General features: G+C 58.7%; 18 protein-coding genes. 13 read left to right on the forward strand and 5 right to left on the reverse strand.

The window, feature by feature from the left end:
- The first annotated feature begins 46 nt into the window (after positions 1 to 46).
- From fbaA to CGERO_RS01360, 11 genes are all read left to right on the forward strand, one after another.
- Positions 47 to 1081, forward strand: coding sequence for a class II fructose-bisphosphate aldolase (gene fbaA / locus CGERO_RS01310; protein WP_123933046.1), 1035 nt, complete (start codon positions 47 to 49; stop codon positions 1079 to 1081).
- A gap of 165 nt (positions 1082 to 1246) precedes the next feature.
- Complete coding sequence (locus CGERO_RS01315) at positions 1247 to 2392, forward strand: acid phosphatase (protein WP_245998850.1); 1146 nt, start codon at positions 1247 to 1249, stop codon at positions 2390 to 2392.
- 9 nt (positions 2393 to 2401) lie between these two features.
- Positions 2402 to 4030 carry an alkaline phosphatase D family protein gene (locus tag CGERO_RS01320; protein ID WP_123933050.1) on the forward strand — a complete coding sequence of 543 codons (1629 nt, stop codon included), beginning with the start codon at positions 2402 to 2404 and terminating at the stop codon, positions 4028 to 4030.
- Entirely contained in the window at positions 4030 to 5193 is a 1164-nt protein-coding gene (locus tag CGERO_RS01325; RefSeq protein WP_123933052.1) for an FUSC family protein, read from the forward strand. Before CGERO_RS01320 ends, CGERO_RS01325 begins: the two co-directional genes overlap by 1 nt.
- Positions 5144 to 6316, forward strand: coding sequence for an FUSC family protein (locus CGERO_RS01330; RefSeq protein WP_123933054.1), 1173 nt, complete (start codon positions 5144 to 5146; stop codon positions 6314 to 6316). The genes CGERO_RS01325 and CGERO_RS01330 overlap by 50 nt, the downstream gene beginning before the upstream one ends.
- Before the next feature lie 80 nt (positions 6317 to 6396).
- Entirely contained in the window at positions 6397 to 7830 is a 1434-nt protein-coding gene (locus CGERO_RS01335) for a choice-of-anchor M domain-containing protein (protein WP_123933056.1), read from the forward strand.
- Entirely contained in the window at positions 7827 to 9278 is a 1452-nt protein-coding gene (locus CGERO_RS01340) for an anchored repeat ABC transporter, substrate-binding protein (RefSeq protein WP_123935838.1), read from the forward strand. Before CGERO_RS01335 ends, CGERO_RS01340 begins: the two co-directional genes overlap by 4 nt.
- 3 nt (positions 9279 to 9281) lie before the next feature.
- Positions 9282 to 10019, forward strand: a complete 738-nt coding sequence (locus CGERO_RS01345; RefSeq protein ID WP_123933058.1) for a choice-of-anchor M domain-containing protein — start codon at positions 9282 to 9284, stop codon at positions 10017 to 10019.
- Positions 10020 to 10021: 2 nt separating this feature from the next.
- A complete protein-coding gene (locus CGERO_RS01350; RefSeq protein WP_123933060.1) occupies positions 10022 to 10732 on the forward strand; it encodes a metal ABC transporter ATP-binding protein in 711 nt (236 codons plus the stop codon).
- Positions 10729 to 11577 carry an anchored repeat-type ABC transporter permease subunit gene (locus CGERO_RS01355; protein WP_123935840.1) on the forward strand — a complete coding sequence of 283 codons (849 nt, stop codon included), beginning with the start codon at positions 10729 to 10731 and terminating at the stop codon, positions 11575 to 11577. Before CGERO_RS01350 ends, CGERO_RS01355 begins: the two co-directional genes overlap by 4 nt.
- Entirely contained in the window at positions 11574 to 14465 is a 2892-nt protein-coding gene (locus CGERO_RS01360) for a choice-of-anchor M domain-containing protein (protein ID WP_123933062.1), read from the forward strand. Before CGERO_RS01355 ends, CGERO_RS01360 begins: the two co-directional genes overlap by 4 nt.
- On the opposite strand, the gene CGERO_RS01365 is transcribed toward CGERO_RS01360, so the two are convergent.
- Positions 14462 to 15277 (reverse strand): hypothetical protein, encoded by an 816-nt coding sequence (locus CGERO_RS01365; RefSeq protein ID WP_245998851.1) that lies wholly within the window; start codon positions 15275 to 15277, stop codon positions 14462 to 14464. The two genes, CGERO_RS01360 and CGERO_RS01365, sit on opposite strands and share 4 nt — an antisense overlap.
- A 62-nt stretch (positions 15278 to 15339) precedes the next feature.
- Between CGERO_RS01365 and CGERO_RS01370 the strand changes: the two genes are divergently transcribed.
- The gene (locus CGERO_RS01370; RefSeq protein ID WP_123933067.1) at positions 15340 to 16638 is read left to right on the forward strand and encodes an adenylosuccinate synthase; all 1299 of its coding nucleotides are present in this window, start codon (positions 15340 to 15342) and stop codon (positions 16636 to 16638) included.
- Here CGERO_RS01370 and CGERO_RS01375 read toward each other — a convergent pair.
- The 3 genes from CGERO_RS01375 to CGERO_RS01385 are packed head-to-tail and all read right to left on the reverse strand — an operon-like array spanning position 16635 to position 19513.
- Positions 16635 to 18185 carry a hypothetical protein gene (locus CGERO_RS01375; protein WP_123933069.1) on the reverse strand — a complete coding sequence of 517 codons (1551 nt, stop codon included), beginning with the start codon at positions 18183 to 18185 and terminating at the stop codon, positions 16635 to 16637. The genes CGERO_RS01370 and CGERO_RS01375 overlap by 4 nt on opposite strands.
- Complete coding sequence (locus tag CGERO_RS01380; RefSeq protein ID WP_123933071.1) at positions 18182 to 18976, reverse strand: ABC transporter ATP-binding protein; 795 nt, start codon at positions 18974 to 18976, stop codon at positions 18182 to 18184. The genes CGERO_RS01375 and CGERO_RS01380 overlap by 4 nt, the downstream gene beginning before the upstream one ends.
- 33 nt (positions 18977 to 19009) lie before the next feature.
- Positions 19010 to 19513 carry a phosphoribosyltransferase gene (locus CGERO_RS01385; protein ID WP_123933073.1) on the reverse strand — a complete coding sequence of 168 codons (504 nt, stop codon included), beginning with the start codon at positions 19511 to 19513 and terminating at the stop codon, positions 19010 to 19012.
- 45 nt (positions 19514 to 19558) lie between these two features.
- Here CGERO_RS01385 and CGERO_RS01390 point away from each other — a divergent pair, with 45 nt between their 5' ends.
- Positions 19559 to 20662, forward strand: coding sequence for an ATP-grasp domain-containing protein (locus CGERO_RS01390; protein WP_123933075.1), 1104 nt, complete (start codon positions 19559 to 19561; stop codon positions 20660 to 20662).
- Here CGERO_RS01390 and CGERO_RS01395 read toward each other — a convergent pair.
- Positions 20631 to 21074, reverse strand: coding sequence for a GNAT family N-acetyltransferase (locus CGERO_RS01395; RefSeq protein ID WP_123933077.1), 444 nt, complete (start codon positions 21072 to 21074; stop codon positions 20631 to 20633). The two genes, CGERO_RS01390 and CGERO_RS01395, sit on opposite strands and share 32 nt — an antisense overlap.

Here is a 21074-nt window from a genome sequence, read left to right on the forward strand (position 1 = left end):
ACTTGAAAAGTGACACATTGATTCGCTCGACTGGAGGGTCACTTTTATGCCAATCGCAACTCCTGAGGTCTACAACGAGATGCTTGATCGCGCTAAGGAAGGCGGCTTCGCTTTCCCGGCCATCAACTGCACCTCCTCGGAGACCATCAACGCCGCACTCAAGGGCTTCGCTGAGGCTGAGTCTGACGGCATCATTCAGTTCTCCACCGGTGGCGCCGAGTTTGGTTCCGGCCTTGCGGTGAAGAACAAGGTGAAGGGCGCTGTTGCTCTTGCAGCTTTCGCGCACGAGGCAGCGAAGTCCTACGGCATCAACGTGGCTCTGCACACCGACCACTGCCAGAAGGAAGTGCTGGACGAGTACGTTCGTCCGCTGCTCGCCATCTCCCAGGAGCGCGTCGACCGCGGCGAACTGCCCCTGTTCCAGTCCCACATGTGGGACGGTTCCGCAGTGCCGATCGACGAGAACCTGGAAATCGCCCAGGAACTGCTGGCAAAGGCTAAGGCAGCGCACATCATCCTCGAAGCTGAGATCGGCGTCGTCGGCGGCGAAGAGGACGGCGTTGAGGCCAAGGCTGGCGCTAACCTGTACACCTCCCCTGAGGACTTTGAAAAGACCATCGACGCCCTGGGCACCGGCGAGAACGGCCGCTACCTACTGGCCGCTACTTTCGGCAACGTGCACGGTGTGTACAAGCCCGGCAACGTGAAGCTTCGCCCCGAGGTGCTGCTGGAAGGCCAGCAGGTCGCTCGCAAGAAGCTGGGTCTTTCCGATGACTCCCTGCCTTTCGACTTCGTCTTCCACGGCGGCTCCGGCTCCGAGAAGGAGAAGATTGAGGAGTCCCTGCGCTACGGCGTCATCAAGATGAACGTGGACACCGACACCCAGTACGCCTTCACCCGTCCGATCGTTGGTCACATGTTCTCCAACTACGACGGTGTGCTGAAGATCGACGGTGAAGTGGGCAACAAGAAAGTGTATGACCCACGCTCCTTCATGAAGAAGGCTGAACAGGGCATGTCCGAGCGCGTCATTGAGGCTTGCCAGGACCTGCACTCTGTTGGCACCACCCTGGGCAAGTAATAACTTGCATCTTACTGGCCCCGTTTGGGGCCAGTTTTGTGAATTCTGGGTTAATTTTTCGGCATCGTGCAGGTCATTCGGGGATATAGGCTCGCCCGCGAGCGTGCACTTGGGTAACAATATTGGGCGGATTGTTCGCCTATGTTGCCAAGGAAGACTTACACCATGCGCCGCATCGCCACGGCACTGCTGACCGCCACTCTCGCCGCATCTGGGATGCAGGCGTGGGGCGTCGAAAAGCCGGAACCCCAGCCCTTTGGGCTTGACGCCTACTGGATTTACCAGTCTGACCGCAGCTCATACCCCGACTGGATTTACGACCAGGTCATTGGGGAATTTAAGGACCTCAAAGCGAATCACCCCGAGGTGATGCAGTCGAATCTGGACCAAGTGGTCAAGATCAACAACAATGCGGACGCAGACACCATTGCGCGAGCTCAACAGGACGCTGCCACGGATACCGAAGGGGTTCTGGGGCATTTTGCCGATGCTTTCGGTTCCGAGCTTGGGCAACAATTCCGCGATGCGCTGGCAGAAGGGCGCCTGCCCAAGACCACAATGATGTTCGATGGCGTCACCGCGCGTGCAGGCGGCTTGGCAAATTCCACGTTCATCGAGAAAGAAATTTTCGCCAACGAACGTCCCTATATTGAACATCCGGATCAGATCAAACGCTACGACGTCCCCGGCAAAGACATTTATCCCACCTCGAAGTCCTTCCCCTCCGGTCACACCAACCAAGCCACTTGGACAACCACACTGCTGGCGGTCCTGCTGCCCGAAGCGGCTCCGCAATTACTTGAACGCGGCTCCGCGGCCGGGTATCACCGCATGGTGCTTGGAGTTCACTACCCACTCGATGTCATCGGTGGGCGCATGACGGGAATCGCCGCCGCAGCAGATCGTTGGAATGATCAGCGCATGCGCGCCAACCTTGAAGCCGTTGGCCAGGAAATCCGTGCCGAGCTCGAATGGCGTTGTGGTGCAAGCCTGAGCGAGTGCATGGCGCGCCAGGCGGAGGATCCCCAAGCGGCGGTGGAGCGCTACACGGAGCGTCTGAACTACGATTTTGATCCCGTGAACAGCTTGGATGCACCTATGGTGGTGCCGCCGCAGGCGCCCGATCTGCTTCTGGGCGCATTCCCTGAGCTGAGCTATGAGCAGCGCGCCTCCATCCTCGCTCAAACCGCAGGTCCGGCCGGTATGCCGCTCGACAATTCCTCAGCTTCGTGGGAGAGGATTAATCTAGCAAAGGCAATGACAGCCAATGTGCGTACTGAAGCCGATGGCAGCGTAACCGTAGTGAACTAAGGAGAAGCTTTGTTTCCCGCTTTCAATCGACGCCGTTTTCTCCAGATTGCGGCTACCTCCTCGGCTGTGGCTGCCGCTCCCCGCGCTCTGACCGCAACGGGCCAGAACCACGCGGTGTTCCAGCATTCTGTTGCCTCCGGCGACCCAACAGCAGACGCCGTCATCATTTGGACCCGCGTCACTCCGCAACCGGATGCCACCCCAGGCTCCGGGATCGGGCCAGCCGTGGAAGTGCGATGGGAAGTCGCCACTGATATCGACTTCACGAACATCGTCACCGGTGGCACCCTAAGCACCGGCGCGGAGCGTGACCACACCGTGAAGGTTGACGTGCAAGGGCTCGCCCCGGACGCGCACTACTTTTATCGTTTCCACGCGCTTGAGCAAACTTCGCGCACGGGCCACACCCGCACCGCCCCCGCAGAGGCTGTAGAGGCCATCCGTTTTGGTGTGGTGTCTTGCTCCAATTACGAGGCCGGCTATTTCCGCGCCTACCAAGATTTAGCGCAGCGCATGGATCTCGACTTCGTGCTGCATTTGGGTGACTACACCTATGAGTACGCCACCGGTGAATACGTTGGTGCGCACAAGACTCAAGTGCGCCAGGTGCAGCCGCCGCAGCGCACCACCACTTTGACGGACTATCGCATCCGCCAGGGCTGGTATCACCTCGATCCGGACTTGGCCGATCTGCACGCGCTCAAGCCAATGATCGCGATCTGGGACGATCACGAGTTCGCCGACAATGTGTGGCGCGACGGCGCCGATGGTGACTCTTTCCAGCCCGGCGAGGATATTCATGCCCTCAGGGCAGGTGCGAAGCAGGCGTACTTGGAGTGGATGCCGGTGCGTCGTAGCGCGGATGAACCCGTATATCGCACGTTTTCTTATGGGCCGCTCATGGACATTATCGTCCCCGACCTGCGCACATACCGCGACAAGAAGGCTGAAATTGGCCTCGAGTCCAATGATCCTGCGCGCACCATGATGGGGTCGGATCAATTCGCATGGTTCCGCGAGCAGCTTGATGCGTCTACGGCTCGCTGGCAGGTGATCGCCAATGAAGTGATGTTCGCTCCCATGACGCTGCCTCCCGGCCTTGATCCGCAGTTGCAACGCTGGCTCATCGAGCAAATCGGTCTGCCGGACCAAGGCATTGCGCTGAATACGGACCAGTGGGATGGCTATATGGCTGAGCGTCAAAGGCTTATCGACGCCATCCGTGAAGACGCCAACGTTGTCTTCCTCACCGGCGACATTCACTCTTCTTGGGCCTCCGACATTCCGCGAAACGTCCAGGGATACCGTGAGGGCAGTGATCGTCGAGTAGCCGCAGCGGAATTCGTCACTCCTTCCGTCACGGCGAAGGGCGCGTATGAGACCCTTGCCCCTGCCCAAGCAATGGAGCCGGCTTCGAGGCAAACGACCCGCGCAGGCGCAGAACTCCTCCGCAGCGCCGATACCTGGTTCAAGTACATCGATTTTGAATACCATGGCTATATGGCTGTTGAGGTATCCGAACATCAGGTGAAGGCGGACTGGCACTACACCGACAATGTGCTATCGCCCAACACGCAGTTTAGGCTCGCTGCAAGTTTCAGCACCCACGCCGGTGAACAAGGGGTACGTCCCGCCTAATGCCGAATACCTGGGCACGACTACGGAGCGGGAATCGCCTCAAGCAGGGGATCAGCCGATTGCGCTCCAATTGGCTGTACGTCATCCAAGCTGGCATGGCCGCAGGTTTGGCGTATCTGATGGGCAAAGTACTCGGTCATGATCAGCCATTCTTTGCCCCTATGGCCGCGGTCATCGTCCTTTCCACCACAGGAGGCGAACGCTTCCGTCGCTCCATCGAGTTGGTGATTGGCGTGAGCTTAGGCGTGGGCTTGGGTGATCTGCTCATCGCAACTGTAGGCACTGGTCCTTGGCAGATTGCCGTGGCGGTGATGGCGTCTATTGCTCTTGCCACGGTGATTGATAAAGGCGTGCTGTTGGCAAATCAGGCGGCGTTTGCTGCGGTGCTGGTGGCCACCATCCTCCCGCCGGGCACGTCTGGCGGCACGAATCGCATGGTAGACGCCTTCATCGGCGGCATGGTCGGTTTGGCAGTGATGGCGATCGTGCCGGAATCGCCGCTGCGTTCGGGCCGCCGGGAAATTGCAAAGATCCTTGGCATCACGGCGCAGGTACTCACACAGGTGGAACGGGCCGCCGCCGAGGCAGATGCCGACGCCATTGCCGAAGCGCTCCGTGAGGCGCGCGGCACTCAGGGGCAGATCAACTCCATGATTGCCGCTGCGAACTCGGGCAAGGAAAACCTCAATGTGTCTCCGCTGTTGTGGACGCAGCGCCATCGGATTCGATCGCTCATACGTGTGCTCAATCCGGTGGACAACGCCATTCGTAACACACGAGTGCTCGCGCGCCATGCGCGCCACTTGGCGGAAATTCACCACACCCCTTCCGGCGAACAATTGCTCCTTCTGCAACGCATTGCTGCAGTTGCGGGGCGTTTGAGTGATCTGTACTTCGGGAAGGGGAGCGAGAGCGCCGAGATTCCCGTCTTAAGTAGAGAGCTTAAGGAAATCGGGGCGCGAGCTGGGCGCGAAGTTGCTGTGGATCAGGCATTGCCTGCTCAGGTTATGCTTGGCCAAACGAGGGCACTGATCGTCGATTTGCTGCAGATCTGCGGACTTTCTCGAGATTCGGCCATGGAGGCACTTGCGCCCATCGGTACAGTGGAAAAGTATGGGCAAGCAAACGTCGCGAACGACAGCGTATCTGAAGGAAATCGATAACTCGCTGCAAAATCGTGCGCTTCGCTTGCGCAGGAGTTTTTCCTCCATTCTTCAGGCATCAATCGCCGCTGGCCTGGCGTTTTGGTTAGCGCACGATGTTGCAGGCCATGAGCGCCCATTCTTCGCTCCGATGTCCTCGATCATTATTCTTGGGCTTTCCAGCGGCAACCGGCTTCGCCGAGCAGTGGAGTTGTCCATTGGCTGCTCAATTGGCGTGGGCCTGGGCGATCTGATCATCATGGGCATTGGCACCGGCAATTGGCAGATGACCTTGGCCATTTTTGTGTCCCTGGTGGTGGCTACCTTCTTGAGTTCTAGCCAGCTCCTCATCAACCAGGTGGCGGTGGGGTCCATTCTGATTGCCACGATTATTCCGCCCGGTTCGGCGGCGGGCCCGGAGCGGATGTTCGACGCCGTCATCGGTTGCACCGTGGGAATCGTGGTGATGGCTTTGATTCCGCATTCACCTCTTGCTGGAGGACGCCGGGAAGTGGCGAAGGTGCTTCGGCTTGCGTCCTCAGTGTTGAAAGACGTTGCTGTGGCGTTGCCCCGGCGAGATCACGAGTCCATCTTTGCAGCTCTCAAGCAGGTGCGCGGTTCGCAGGGCGCCATCAATGCAATGCTGGAGGCTGCGAAATCGGCGAAAGAAGACACCAGGGTGTCTCCACTGTTGTGGGCTTCAAAGCGCCGCGTTCGTTCCTTCGCGCGCATCCTCGCGCCGGTAGATAACGTTATTCGCAATACCCGAGTGCTGGCCCGCCGCGCACAAGTGCTCAGTGAGGATGGGGATGAGGTTTCCCAGGAGCAAATCTGCATTATCGAAGAGCTCGCTGAAATTACCGATCACCTTGCCGACGTTTATGCGCAACCAGAGCAAAACCAAGAGGCCTTGGAAATTCCCGAGACGGTGAAGCGCCTCCGACAGCTCGCGGCCCGCGCTGGTATCAGCATTGCCACCGATGTACTTTCTGCCCAGGTAATTTTGGCGCAGACCCGTTCCATCATCGTCGATTTGCTGCAGGTCTGCGGCATGTCCCGCGAGTCCGCCGTTGCTGCTCTGGTTCCAACGTCCCATTCGCCAGCGTTCCCGCCCGAAGTGGTGACTGACCTAAAAGAAGATTAACTGAAAAACAGTTGCAATAAAAACCAACTTGATCCATACTGATCCTCTAAAGGTATTCATTTGCAATAGGGGAGAAGGTCATGGCTGTCTTCAAGGCGCTGCTTCGCTGTCTCAGCGCCGTGATATTGCTGCTCGCGGTGGCAAGTCCAGCGTCTGCGCAAGAACTCAACGATCCGGTCGTGCTTGACAGTGGGCACGTGGATGCATTCAACGTCACCAGTGACGGGCAAAGTCTGAACTTGAACCTCAAAGAGGACGTCACCGGACAACACGTTGAGCGGGCACCGGAAAGCGCGACGTTAAGAGTCAAGCCAGAAGCTTTCCACGACAAGATCCCCGGTCTCGATCTCCCCGGCTACCTCTTGCCGTTGAGTCAAGATCCAAATCTGATCTGGCCGGGTTGGGACACCATGGGTGTTGCGGCTGCTGGATTGGGATCAATTGATATCCGATTCGATAGTGTCTCCGGGCCGGGCCGCGTCTTCCTTTTTACTCAGTCCGGCTTGGGCGGCGGCATTGAACCGCTGCTCAACGATGGCCTCGAACTGCATAGCGGCTCCGTGCGCACGCAACCTGAGCCTGCACATACCCACGCCTATTGGGTTTTCGAAGCCCCGGGAACCTACACCATGGAAGTTTCGGCACATCAAACCGGCGGCGGTTTGAGCTCCCAAGTGCGCACCTACACCTGGGAAGTAGGGGATGGAACTAATCCGGCAGTTGTGCCCCCACCCGCTGACGTCGAGAAGCCTGAAACGGCGGCGGAAGCCCCGGTGTGCACCCCATCGCTTGTGCCCATGATCCGCGATGATCGCACTTCGCCTGGTCAGTGGCGTAACCCATCGGAGTTGAGTTTCGGTCTGGGACCTGCGGCGGCAACGGCTGCCCAGCAAGCGATCGGTTCCATTCCTGCCGGAACAAAAGTTTGGGCAATTGGATCGGTCCAACAACAGGGTGTGCCCTGGCTCGGTGCGAACACTATGGCGGAGTCTTTGATCGAGAAGTCCACTGGTGCGGTGACGTATGAAATCGTTGGCTTTCATGGCCCCGGCACCATGGAAGTGCTAGTTCCGGGCGGACTAGACCGAGATCAGGGCACTCCGTGGTTCCATGGCGATCCTGGTGGCTTCAGCGGATCAGTGGAAATCCCTGCGAATTCACATGTTCATCCTTCCTGGGTCTTCGATACAGAGGGCACGTATGAGGTGAGTATTCGTCAAACTGCAACACTGCTCAACGGCGAGCAAGTAAGCGGAGAGGCCGCGCTCACGTTCATCGTCGGTGGGCAGGGCAACGCTGATGAAGGTCACTTCGACTTTGGTGCGCAGATCGACGAATCCTGCGGTGCCACCGAGGCTCCCGCTGCTGAACCAGCACCTCCCGCTTCTCCCACCACTTCCCGCGGAACCTTGGCGAACACCGCGGGCGGACCGCTAACCGGAGCTATCTTTATCCTCGGCGCAGCGTGGCTGCTGCTCGGCGGGTCGGTGATCTTTGCCAACCGAAAACGATGAAGCGAGCATGGCTGCTCATCGTTGGCCTGCTTGTGGGGTGTAGTGCTGAGGCGCAGCCCCATGATGAGCTTCAGGTGGTGGCAACCACACCCATCATTGCCGATATAGCACGTCAAGTGGCTGGGAACCGGGCAAATATAAGCGGCCTAATCCCGGATTCAGCGGATCCCCACGTGTTTGAACCCAAGCTCAGCACGGTCAGATCGATTGCGAATGCCGACGTTGTGTTGAGCAACGGGCTCCTACTGGAAGAACGGGCAATGCAGCGCGCGCTCGAAGCCCATAGGCGGGAAGGTGTGGAACATGTGGAGCTGGGCGCGCAACTTTCTCAGCACGGCGGGTATCAATTGCCGCTCGTGGAGCATGCAAACCTGGACACTGTGTGGCTCGGATTTCGGGTGCACGGACGCCTCATTGATCAAGCGCAGGTGCGCATAAAAGTCAGCGAAGCTCGAGGCCCGGGTGAAATGCAGGCCTTTATCACCGGAACCTTCGGTGGCCCAGAACAACTCTTAAACACGTCCAACCGAGCTGAAGCTTTCGTGCCGCAGAATGCGCACACGCATGTGAGCTGGGCATTCAGCGAACCGGGTGAATATTCGCTCACGCTGGATGCTGTGCTCACCGTCGATGGAAAAGAGGTAGAGCATATTGCAACGCAGGCATTCCGCTTTGCCGTTGCCGTTGAGCCTCGTGCAAACACAGTGCTTGACCAAGGGCACGAGGATATTACCGTGGACCTCGAACAGCGGGCATTCACATTGGTGGGTGACCATGACGCGGATCCGAACAGCACGGTGATCGCAGTGCCAGCCAGCACGCTGCAGTTCGTGCCCAAAGATCCCGCGTATCGTTTCCTCGGGCGGCCGCAGGAGCAAATCTATCTTTTGCACCAAGCTGTGCTCGGAAAACACGTGCACGGTGACGTGGATCCACACATTTGGCTTGACCCAAACAACGGCATGGCGATGGCACAAACGATTGCTGAGGCGCTAGCGAAAGCCGATCCAGAAGGCGCCGAGGAATACCTGCAGCGGGCTGAGCGCTACCGGCAGCGTCTTGAACGTGTAGCAGACACCATGCAGCAAAGGATTGCGCAGATTCCGAAGCAGCGTCGAAAACTCGTGACTACCCACGACGGATATGGCTATTTGGCACGCGCCCTCGGTTTGGAGGTTGCAGGTTTTGTCACCCCCAATCCCGCAGTTGAACCTTCCCCGCGCGACATTGCGGCGCTTCGTTCCACCTTGCACAACTTAGATGTGCCAGCGGTGTTCGTGGAACCCAACGCCAGCGCTCAGTCAAAGGACCTGCGGGCCGCCGCTGAGCAGGGCGGAGTGCGGGTGTGCACGATTTTTGGTGATTCATTTGGTGGCCAATTGCACAGCTACGTCGAACTTCTAGATCACGATGCCGAAACGCTTCGCACATGTTTGAAAGGTGAATGAAAAATGCGCACAATTCTTCGAGTACTGCTTGTGCTCCTGGCATGCACCCTGGCAATCCGCCCTGCCTACGCTGTAACGCTGGGCGAGGGGCACGCCGATTTTGGCCCAACCTTGGAAGGCTCCTTCGCGCTTCAGCTTCGCGACGACACCGTCACCCCGCCCCAATGGCGCAATGCTGAAGATGTGGTGTTTGCTCTTGGGCAGGCATCTGAGCAGCAACTTCCTGAAGACAAGGACTTTGCGTTCACCGGTGCCAAGGCCGGCGACACAGTATGGGTGATTCCACAAACTCAAAAGGCAGGGGTGCCGTGGCTTGGCTGGAATACCCAAGCGCCCAACATCCAAGAGGCCGTAGATCGCGGCGTGACCTTTGAATACGTCGGACACCAGGGGCCGGGTGACTTCTCGCTGTTCTTGCAAGATGGGGGTCTCGGAGGTCCTGAAAAGCTTTTTGTTGAACCCGGTGACACGGCCTGGGTGGATTTAGGAACCCATACTCACGCCAATTGGGTGTTCACTCAACCGGGAACTCACCTAGTGCGCATCAAGGTCAGCGCTGGCAATCACCAGGCAACGGCTGACCTGCGCTTTGCCGTGGGTGACACGAGTGAGGCCGCCATCAAGGCCGCAGAGTCCAGCACTTGGGAAGGCCGCAGCGAATCAAGCCGATCCTATATCTGGCTCATCGCTGGTGGCGTTTTGATCGTGGCTGCGCTGCTGTTCCTGAGAAAGAAGGTGTGACCATGCTTGAAGCTCGACACATGAGCGTGCGCCTCGGCGGCCGATCCGTACTGCAGGATATTGATCTTTGCGTTGAGGCTCCGGGTGTCACCGCCCTGCTTGGCCCCAATGGAGCTGGTAAAACGACGTTGCTTCGTGCTCTGCTCGGTTTGATTCGCCCAAGCGTGGGCATTGCAAGTTGCTCGCAACATTGTGGCTATGTGCCCCAACAATCGGGATTCCATTGGCACTACCCAATGACGTGCCTTGATGTGGTGCGCACCGGATTCATCCGCGGCCTATTCGGAGCGGTTCGCGCCACCGACCGCTGCGTTCAGGCGCTGGACCAGGTGAAGATGGCTGGGCTTGCTCACCGCCCGATAGCGGAGCTTTCTGGTGGTCAGCGCCAACGTGTGTTGCTCGCCAGGGCGCTTGCGCCGCAGCCCGACACGCTTGTGCTCGACGAACCATTTACGGGCGTAGACGTTCCAAGTCAGTTGCTGATTACTGAGGTGCTTTCAAAGCTTGTCGACGTCACCGTGTTCATGTCCACCCACGACATTCCCGCAGCGCTGCACAGTGCGCACAGTGCTGTTCTGCTTCGCGAGCGCATCATCGCGCATGCGCCAATCCCGCAACTGCAAAGTTCCGAATTGTGGGCGGACACTTTTCAAGTGCCGGAAGAAAGTTCAATCGTTCGCGGATACGTCAAGCAGGTGGAGGTGTGCAGGTGATCAGCCCGATTGCATTCTTATCCGACTTGAGCAATCCAGCTTTGGCGTTCCTTCCGAAAGCGCTCATCGTGGCAATGCTCAGCGCGGCACTGTGTGGACTAGTGGGATCGCACATGGTGCTGAGGGGCATGGCCTTTGCAGGTGACGCTATCGCACACGCAGTGTTCCCCGGCCTTGCGGTGGCCTTCGTGCTCGGAGGATCACTGTTGCTCGGCGGACTGATCGGCGGCATTGCTGTGGCTGTCCTTGTAGCGCTATTTTCCCAGCGTCGTGAGCTGAAAGACGACGCGCTCATCGGTGTCTTTTTTGCCGCAGCATTTGCCATTGGTCTAGTGGTGCTTTCAAAAACACCCGCCTACGCCGGCTCATTGCAAAGCTTCTTATCCGGCTCGATCACCGGCGTGAATAATTCAGACATCGCCATCACCGCCGGGGCCTCAATCTTTATCCTCGGCGTACTCACACTGCTACATAGCCGTCTGGCACTCAGCAGCATTGATAGAGAACTCGCCCAAGCCGCAGGGATACCTGTCCTGTTGCTCGACATCGTCCTTTACATCGCCGTCGCGATCGCCGTGGTGGTTGCGGTGCACACCGTCGGAAACATTTTGGTGCTGGCGTTGCTCGTCACCCCAGCCGCAACCGCACGGCTGTTGAGCACTCGCCTTGTCCCAATGATGATCACATCCGTCCTGCTAGGCGCGAGTGCCTCATTGATCGGCGTGTATCTGGCGTGGTCCCTCGACGTGCCCGCTGGCGCGGCGATCGTCTTGAGCTCTACCGCACTGTTCTTCCTGGCGTGGTTCGTCCAGCCCTGGGTTCGCAATCTTAAGGAACACAAATGAAACGTTTATTCAGCGCAGTCACTCCTCGATGGCTCCTCGCGCTCGGCGCTTTTTGTCTGGCCGTCGCACTAGCTATCCCTGGGCCGGGAATGAACGTCATGGCCTTGGTAGGAGCATCGCAAAAAGAAACACACCGCCCGGGCAGTGGGGAAGTGCACACAACATTGCCCCAAGATCAGCGTTGGTATGCCAATGGGGAAGCTACTGACCAGCTACACCCCTGCGCGGGACGTGACCTTCTCTACCACGCCCATGTTGATGCGGGATATGTGACGCGAAACGACAGTGGCGAACTCGACATCATGGCGGTGAACGGCTCAAAAGTGATCGAGCAGTCCAGTGCCTGCATGCGTTTGGGGCCCGATAGTCACAATGGCGTGGAAGTGTCACGCTTTGTGGTTCCAGATGATCCAGCACTGCGTTTCCTTGGCGCGCCGGGCACAATACTCTGGAGGGCACCATTTGAAAATTACGGTTCGCAGTGGCTTCCAATTTGGGCTGGTCTGGGTGCCTTTGATCCAGCGCATGAGTGGAAGGTGCCCGAAGACTTCTTGGCAAATTCAATCGATCTCGAACTCGTAGGATTCGAAGGCCCCGGGGAGATGAATATCTACAATTATCTTCCCCAATGGGATCGCGCGAACAGAATCATTTCTTCGAAGAATCTCCGCACCACCTCGTTGGGGGTTGGTGGCCACGGACATATGAATTGGACGTTTTCCCAGCCGGGCCTGTACACCCTGACGTGGCAAGCGCAAGGGCGGCATTTCGACGGCTCCGTCGAACGCTCGAAGCCAGTGACGCAATACTGGTTGGTGGGCGAAGACGGCCAGGTTGGGCTGTTGCCGGGCACGTCTCGAGGTCTAGGTAATTACGGCAAACGTGCAGAAACGCTCCGCAGCGAAATGGGTCTCCATGAGCCCAGCGGAGACACGAACGAAATTCCACTCGCAGAGAGCGCACCGGGCATCGAACCCGGTGAACTCAAAGATCTGGTGGAACGAGAATATAAGCGCACTTCGCAAAAGCCATTAGCTTCGGGCGAGGTAGTGATGCATGTTGGCTATACCGAACAGGGTCTCTTTGGCGATCCCGAAGCCAGCGTGACAACCAAGGTGGGGAATGAAAGTGTCTCGAACACTGTGGTCATTGAGGTCCCGGATTCGAGTGCTCGCTGTATCGCTGCGGACGATCCAGTGCTCGGCAATATTGCATCGGCGGCTGGGGCCAGATTGGTTTGGCGCACCGGAGGTATTGCTGCCCCTTCAATTGCTTTCGATACTTCCTCACTCGACCCAGAAAAGCTAAGCCCTCAGCAAGTCATTGTTGAACCTGGAATGAGCGTGCCACGCGGCGGCGTCTTTGCTCTTGGCGTTGGCGATGATGCCTCCTTTACACCTATTGCAACGAATGCTGACTCAACATCTAAGCCTTTGCAGTTGCTGGGCACAGCTCGCCATCCGGTGCAATATCTGATGACAACTCCGGGGGTATATCGAGAAGACGGTACCGTTCGCGTTTTTGATAAGAAGGAACCTCGCTATGACTTTTACAGCCCAGTCTTCCTGGTAGGTAACCAAGTCATTAACGAGTGGCGCAAACGTGCCGGCATTCCAGAGCGCCTGGAGGAATCCAAACCGGACTGCTCCAAGCTTGAAACGCTCCGTGGCACGCCAGCATTTCCCGCGCCGGAAGAGCCAGAAGCCCCGACTGATGAGCAGCCGCAACCCCCGACTGAGCAACCCCCGACTGAGGAACCCACGACTGAGGAACCTCCGACTGCGGAACAACCAGAGCAGCTGCATCCGATTCGCCAGGGGCATTTGGATATGGCACTTGCCCAACTGGATGGAAAGCCGGTCGCGTATTTGAAAGATGATTCAAACCCGGCGAAGCCGGTTCGACGTGAATCTGGCACATTTTCGATCCTGGTTCCAGAACGTGCCTGGCATGAAGAAGTAAACCTCGACCTTCCCGATTTCAAACAAGGTGCGTATGTTCTCCCGGAGGTTCAAGATAGACGTTTGCCTTGGCCAGGTGTCTCGAATGAAGCATTTGATTTCGCAAACGTCCATCCCGATGAGCCGTACACCTATTTTGGTATTAGTCGAGTGTTAAACGCCCCTGAAGATGGTCGGATGGTTGTGAGCGCAACAGTGGACATGCAGACGCAGATCCAGTTGGATTCCGCTGATACTTCGAAATCAATCGGGCTTCCAGCTCATACACACGCGCACAAGGCATTTTGGTTCAATAAACCGGGCACGTATCAAGTGGAATTTGTGTATTTCTGGCGAAGCGCCTCGGGTGAACAGCAATCAATCCCCTTGGAAGTCACGTTTGAGGTAGGAGATCGCGCAGTCGGAGAAATTCCCGCAGACAAGCCGACGTCGGTCGCGCCTTCATTGCCGCCTCAGCCGAATGTGCCTGCGAAACCTGTTGTGCCAAAAAGGACAGTGGATGCACAGCGCCCAGCAGTACCATCACAGCGCCCAGCAGCACCTCAACCTGCTCCAATAGAACCTGCACCATCTCCCAGTTCGGTCAAAGTTCAGCCTCAGGGCCCGGCCGGTCCAGCTCCCCAAAGCCCGCCATCTCCTCAACCTGCTCCACCAGCGCCCAAACCTGCTCCAGCAGCGCCACCCCGGAGTCCGGCCAAGGCTCAGCGCCCAGTAGCCCCCGCACCTCAAAGCCCGGCACCCCAGATTCGCGCGGCGACGCCTAACGTCCCGCTCGCCCAGGGGCCGAGCACTCGTCGAACCGCGGAGGACAAGGGGATGGAGCTGTGGCGCGGTGTGCTATTCGGCGTGGGTGGTTTTAGTTTGCTGCTTGCGTTAGCGGTGTTTGCTCATGCTTTGGGCAAGCGTTCGGTGCAGGGCGAAGATTAGGCTCGTACTGCTTGTAGATCCCGCAGGTGCCGGTAGAACGTGGCGCGTTCTACTGGCCGTTTGCGGGATTGCCCGTCGATGGTGATGCGCAAGTTCACTCCTCCTGCTTGCATCGCCCGTCCTTGGTGCGCGGTGGCGTCGATAAGCGAAGGGGCGACGGGAAGCACTTTCTGCCAGAAGCCTCCGGGGTGTTCGCTAGAGAGGATGCGATTGCCCTCAATCCCGGGGGCGTCGAAGGTTGAGATCAAGCGTGCCCCGTACTGGCCTTTGCGGGGGTTGCGTGTGCGTGCGCTGTGGTGGAGCAAGACGGTGTCGTCGACGATGATTTCTCCGGTGATCTCTCTGCCGTCCCAATCGCTAATGGTGGCTGAATGGGCAACGGCCTGGCCTGCGTCATCGCGGATCAGAGGCTTTGGCTTCACGGGTGCTTCGAATGCGAATTCCTTTTCTTTGGGCAAGCCCCATGCTTGCGCCACGGTACTTTCCTCGGAAGGAATGAACGCCACCTCTGCCCACAGTGCGTCGATGCGCATCAGGCGGGTCAACACGGCGGCGAGTGCTGCGTCGGTGCCGTGGACGATGAGGCGTAGGGGGTCGTCGATAAGCTGAGGCGCGGGGCCCGGTGCTCCGAGGTGGGCGACGTTTGGGGAAGCCGCGATCTCGTCCAGCGACGGTGTGGGATCCTCCGGGAGTACTTCTTTGCAGATGGTGTTGATGATCTTGAGCTCGGTGCGGGTGGGGATTGCAGACAAGCTGTGAGATTCAGCCGCTTGCAGGGGCGGCACACCGCAGTTGAGGATCACGTGGCGCATGGGCATTGATTCTAGCGCTACACTGGTATCCGGCATTTTTCACCTATTTCAAAGGACGAGCCATGGCGGCAATCGTAATTGTGGGCGCTCAGTGGGGCGACGAAGGTAAAGGCAAGGCCACCGATATCCTTGGTGGGCGCGTGGACTACGTAGTCAAACCCAATGGTGGCAACAATGCAGGCCACACCGTTGTGGTTGGCGGAGAGAAATACGAGCTCAAGCTACTGCCCGCCGGTGTGCTTTCCGAAAACGCCGTGCCCATCCTTGGCAATGGTGTGGTGATTAATCTTGAGGCTCTCTTCGAGGAAATCGACGGCCTTGAGGCACGCGGAGCTAACGCATCGCGCCTGCGCATCTCTGCCAACGCGCACCTGGTGGCGCCCTATCACCAGATCCTCGACCGCGTGCAGGAGCGCTTCTTGGGCAAACGCGCCATCGGCACCACGGGTCGCGGTATCGGCCCCACCTACGCCGATAAGGTTTCGCGCGTGGGCATCCGCGTGCAGGACATCTTTGATGAATCCATCCTGCGCCAAAAGATTGAGTCTGCACTGGACGTCAAAAACCAAATACTGGTCAAGATGTACAACCGCAAGGCCATCGTTGCCGATGAGATGGTGCAGTACTTCCTCAGCTACGCCGATCGACTGCGCCCGATGGTCATTGAATCTGAACTCGAACTCAATCGCGCCTTGGACGCAGGCAAGCACATTCTTATGGAGGGCGGCCAGGCCACCATGCTCGACGTGGATCACGGCACCTATCCCTTCGTCACCTCCTCCAACCCCACCGCAGGCGGTGCTTGCGTTGGTGCGGGCATTGGTCCCACCAAGATCACCAGCTCTCTGGGCATTATCAAGGCGTACACCACTCGCGTTGGCGCCGGCCCATTCCCCACAGAGCTCTTTGATAAGTGGGGCGAGTTCCTGCAGACCACCGGCGGTGAGGTCGGAGTGAACACTGGCCGCAAGCGTCGCTGCGGTTGGTATGACTCGGTGATCGCACGCTATGCATCGCGAGTGAATGGCTTCACCGACCTCTTCCTGACCAAGCTCGACGTGCTTACCGGCATCGGCGAGATCCCGATCTGCGTGGCATACGACGTGGATGGCAAGCGTTTCGATGAAATGCCCACCACCCAGTCCGATTTCCACCACGCAGAGCCGATCTACGAAACGATGCCCGCGTGGGACGAGGACATCACCGGATGCACCACCTTTGAGGAACTCCCCGAAAAGGCTCAAGCCTACGTGCGCCGCCTCGAGGAGCTTTCCGGCTGCCGCATCTCCTACATCGGTGTGGGCCCCGGCCGTGACCAGACCATCACTGTCCACGACGTGATGGACAACCCAGAGCGTTAAACCCAGCGCTGCACCTTGAAGAAGATCTCAGGCATGCTCCGGTCCGCCCGCTTCAGGGCGATCCGGACGCCGAACACCGCAAGTAACGCCACGCTAACCAGGCACACGGCCGCGCCCGCAGCCATCCAGGCCGCCCCGCCAGCGTTGGCACCGTAGAGCATGAGTCCTAGCCCGGGGCCAACCAGTGGGATGAAGGCGACCAGTCCCACAATGCCGGTGATCATGGCATTGGTGTTTTGCCCTGATCGGTCCTTCATCAAGGATGTGCCCGGCTTGGAGGTTGGGTAGGCGTTCAGCGAGGACAGCAGCATGGAAACCACCACGGCTCCCGCTGCACCGCACACGATTGCGACGCTGACCGCCAGCCAGAGGGCAGAAAAGCTTTCCACAAAGCCCAGCGCCACGATGTACATGGCCAGAAGCGGGGCGGAGATCAGCCCGAAGCTCAACGTCTCAGCGCGCAGCTGCGTGCTCGGCTTCGTGGGCGTGACCATCACTGACCAGTTCGCAGGCCCGTTGTAGCCAAATATATTCGCACCTTGGGTTGGCAGTAACATCACCAGCAGTCCAGCGGTCCAGTGCAAGGACGTATCGCTGAAGGCCCCCACGAGGAAGAACCCCAAGGCCATGATGCCGATGGAGACCATACCGATCACCATGCGAGAATCGCGTCGCATATAACGAATCTGCCTTGATACCAGTGCCCAAAAATCCGTGTACGGCAGGCGCCCAACCATAAGCGCCGAACTCGAGCTTTTCGACGAAGCCTGCGCCCCCACGGACACCTCGCGCAGCTCATTGCGAATGCCCATGAGGATCAAGACCCAGCAGGCGCCCAAGTACACCAGCGCCAGCACACCGCTGAGCACTGCAAATGCGATGTTGCCCTCCAGGGAAAACGAGGTAGGCCCGATCGCGGCCCCAAAAGGCGTCCACGCCAGATACTTGCTCAGGCTGATCAGCTTGGTCCAATCAGCGTTGGCAAGCAGGGCAAAGTAGAGCACGGCGAACACCAAGGCTCCGCCCAGTCCGCGATAGGTGCGCGATTTCTCACTGCCGCCGCTTGACACGGTGCGAATCGCTGCAACACCTAGCAGCGCCGTGCCAAAGGACACCGCGATGCCCAGCACGTACACGGGAATCAGCCCCGCATGGCCTGCATTTGCCAGTCCAAAGCTGCCGCCCACGGCAGTGATCAAGGAACACCCCAGCGCAGCGATGCCGCGCGATTGGATCAGCTCGATCAGGATCATCGGCACGCGTAGTTTGCGCGGTTGCAGTGGGAGCGCGATGAAACGCTCCAGATCAATCTGATGCTCAGGCGAGGGCACAGTGTATTGGAAAATCCACAGCAAGACGATGCCCAGGGAGGAAACGCCGACCATTGCTTCCAGGCCCTCGAAAGCCAGCATGAAGGCCAGGCCGACGGCGGCGGCCATGGAATACAAGATGACTACCACGACCTGGAAGATCGTCATCTTCTGCGCCTTCAGCAAGCGCTTCCACAGGGTGAATTGGGTAGAAACCAGTGCCTTGGTCAAGCTCATCGCAACCACCCCAGGGAGGACTCGTCGATGTCGCGGGCACCTACGAGCTCGATGAAGGTGTCCGACAGCGAACCTTGCATGCGAACCTCATTCAGAGTTCCGGAGGCGCGCACGGAGCCATCGGCGATAATCGCCACGTGGCTACACAGGCCCTCGATCACTTCCATGACGTGTGAGCTCATCACCACGGTGCGCCCGGCCTGCACGTAGGCCTGCAGCATTTGGCGGATCGTGCGAGCAGAGACGGGATCCACGGCCTCAAGCGGCTCATCCAGTATCAGCACTTCGGGCCGGTGCAACATGGCGCCAGCCAAAAGGATCTTCTTGGTCATGCCCGCGGAATAATCGGCGATGAACTTGCTTCCTGCATCTTGCAGATCCAGCGCATTGAGCAGGGATTCGCTGCGGCTTTTGACCGTCTCCAGATCCATCCCGCGCAGGGCGCCCAAAAATTGTAAATATTCGGTGCCGCTGAGCCGGTCGAATACGGGCATGGAGTCCGCCAGTAGGCCATAGGATTGTTTGGCGAGGTAACCTTCGCCCTCCCACACCTTGTGCCCGTCGATCCAGGCATTGCCGGCGCCTGGCCGCAGCAGCCCGGTGGCCATGGTCAGGGCCGTGGTTTTGCCTGCACCGTTCGGTCCAACAATGCCGAAGAAGCTACCGCGGGGTATGTCGAGGCTCAGATTGCGCACTGCAATCTGCTTGCCGAAGTTCTTACTCAAGCCTCGCAGCGCAACGGCTGGGGCTGTGACGTCCTCGGCTATTGGTGCAATGTGTGGCTCATTCATGGCATTCATGTTAGGTGAGCCACATGCATAGTTCTACTGCGAACGTTCTACCGGCGGCTGATCAGACCACGGGAAGACGATCCATTCATCGGTGTGCTTCCACACATAATCGGGGCTGACTACCGAACGGCTCTTGCCATAGATCACCGCGGAGCGCACTTCTGCGCCATGGGATTGCAAGAGCTTGAGCACTAGATCAAGGGTGCGCCCTGAGTCTGCAACGTCGTCGACCACGAGCAGCTTCTTGTTGGCGATCGAGTTGGTGTCCAGCAGGGGTTCAAGCAGGACTGGGTCGGGCAATGTTTCATGCACGTCGGTATAAAATTCCACGTTGATGGCGTCGGAAAGCTTCACACCCATGGAGTAAGAGAGGGCACCGGCGGGTACCAAGCCACCGCGCGCGACGGCGATGATGATGTCGGGCTCGAACCCCGAATCGACAATGCTTTGGGCAAGCTCACGGTTGGCCTTGCCGAAGCCTTCCCAGGTGAGCACTTCCTTATTTTCGAGATCTGAAGAATCTGCGTGGTAAGCCATGAACAAACTTTAGCGCTTTTCGGCCACGGCGGTACGCTTAGGGCTATGTTCACCCCGGAATTTATCTCAACCCCCGCCAGCAACGACCCAACGCGAGTCCTGATCCTGGGCAATTGCGAACTCGGTCAAAATCTCGCTGGCGCCTTCCGGGGCTTAGGCGTGGAGGTGATCATCCACGACACGCAACTCTCCGATCCTGCCCAGCTTATCGACGTCGCACGCCAGGTATCTCCCCACATTGTCGTCCCGGCGAGCGATCGGGTATCAGTGGCGGCACTGAAAGAAATCGAAGCGATCTATCCCAACAGTGTGGCGCCGAGCTCGCGCGCGCTCGAGGCCGCGTATAACCGGGAAACAATGCGAACGATCGCGGCGGAAGAACTGGGCCTGCCCACCTCCAAATTCTCCTACGCCGACACCCTCGAGCAGTGCGCGCAGGCCACCCAAGACCTAGGTTTTCCCTGCGTGGCGAAGCCGGTTGAAAACACCGGAGGTGGCACCATGTTTGTGTTGCGCGACCCAAGCGATGTTGCCGCTGCGTGGAAACACCTGGGTAATCAAAGAATCATCATCGAGCGCTTCGTCGATTTTGATGCCGCAGTACTCATGCTCGCGGTCCGCTCAATTAACCAAGGCAAGCTCTCCACTTGGTTCTGCGAACCGATTGCGCAACAGCATTATGAAGGGGAACTGCTCGGCGCGGTGCAGCCGGTCCGTCTCAGCGAGCCCGTCCTCGACAGTGCCCGAAGCGTGACCGCCCGCATCACCAACGCAATCGGCGGCCGAGGTCTCTTCGCAGTAGAGCTCTTCCTGGTGGGGGAGGACATCTACTTCTCGGGAGTCTCACCGCGCCCCCTGCCAGGCGGGACGGTGACCCGGGTGAGCCAACGCTTTAGTCAGTCAGAGCTTCACGCCCGCGCAATCCTTGGTTTGCCTATCGACGCCACGCTCACCAGCCCAGGCGCCTGTGCATTCACTAATCGCATCCCCGCCGAGATCCCTCGTGAGCGTTTTGCGCAGGCTCTCACCGTTCCGGAGTCGGATATCCACTTCAACGCCGATGGCGCGGTGGCGACGATGGCCACCGCCGACGATATTCACCAGGCGTGGGAGCGGGCTATTGCTGTGCGTGAGGCGCTGCTGGCCTAAGCATTGGCCGGTGCATGATGCCGGCGTCGTCGAAAAGCTCCCCGCAGGGCTCGAACCCGAACTGGCGGTAGTAGCCCTCTAGGGCCGCCTGCGCGGCGATCCAGACCGAACCTTCGGTGAGAGACAGCGCCTGGTGCATTAGATCCTGGGCGAGCCCGGTGCCGCGGAAATCCGGGTGCACGGCAAAGCGCCCAATCACGCTCATCCCATCGCGGGGAAACACGCGTGCGGTACCCACGAGCTGCCCGGCCTCGATGGCTCGAATGTGGATCGTGCTCTTTAGCGCGTCGATGGCATCGATTTCCTCGTAGGGGCAATCCTGTTCCACCACGAACACATCCGTGCGTAGCTTATAAAGTTCGTGCAGGTCAAGCGCGGTGAGTTCGTGGATATTGGAGCAGAAAAATTGCAT

This window comes from Corynebacterium gerontici, assembly GCF_003813985.1.
In the GTDB taxonomy this organism is placed as follows: Bacteria; Actinomycetota; Actinomycetes; order Mycobacteriales; family Mycobacteriaceae; genus Corynebacterium; species Corynebacterium gerontici.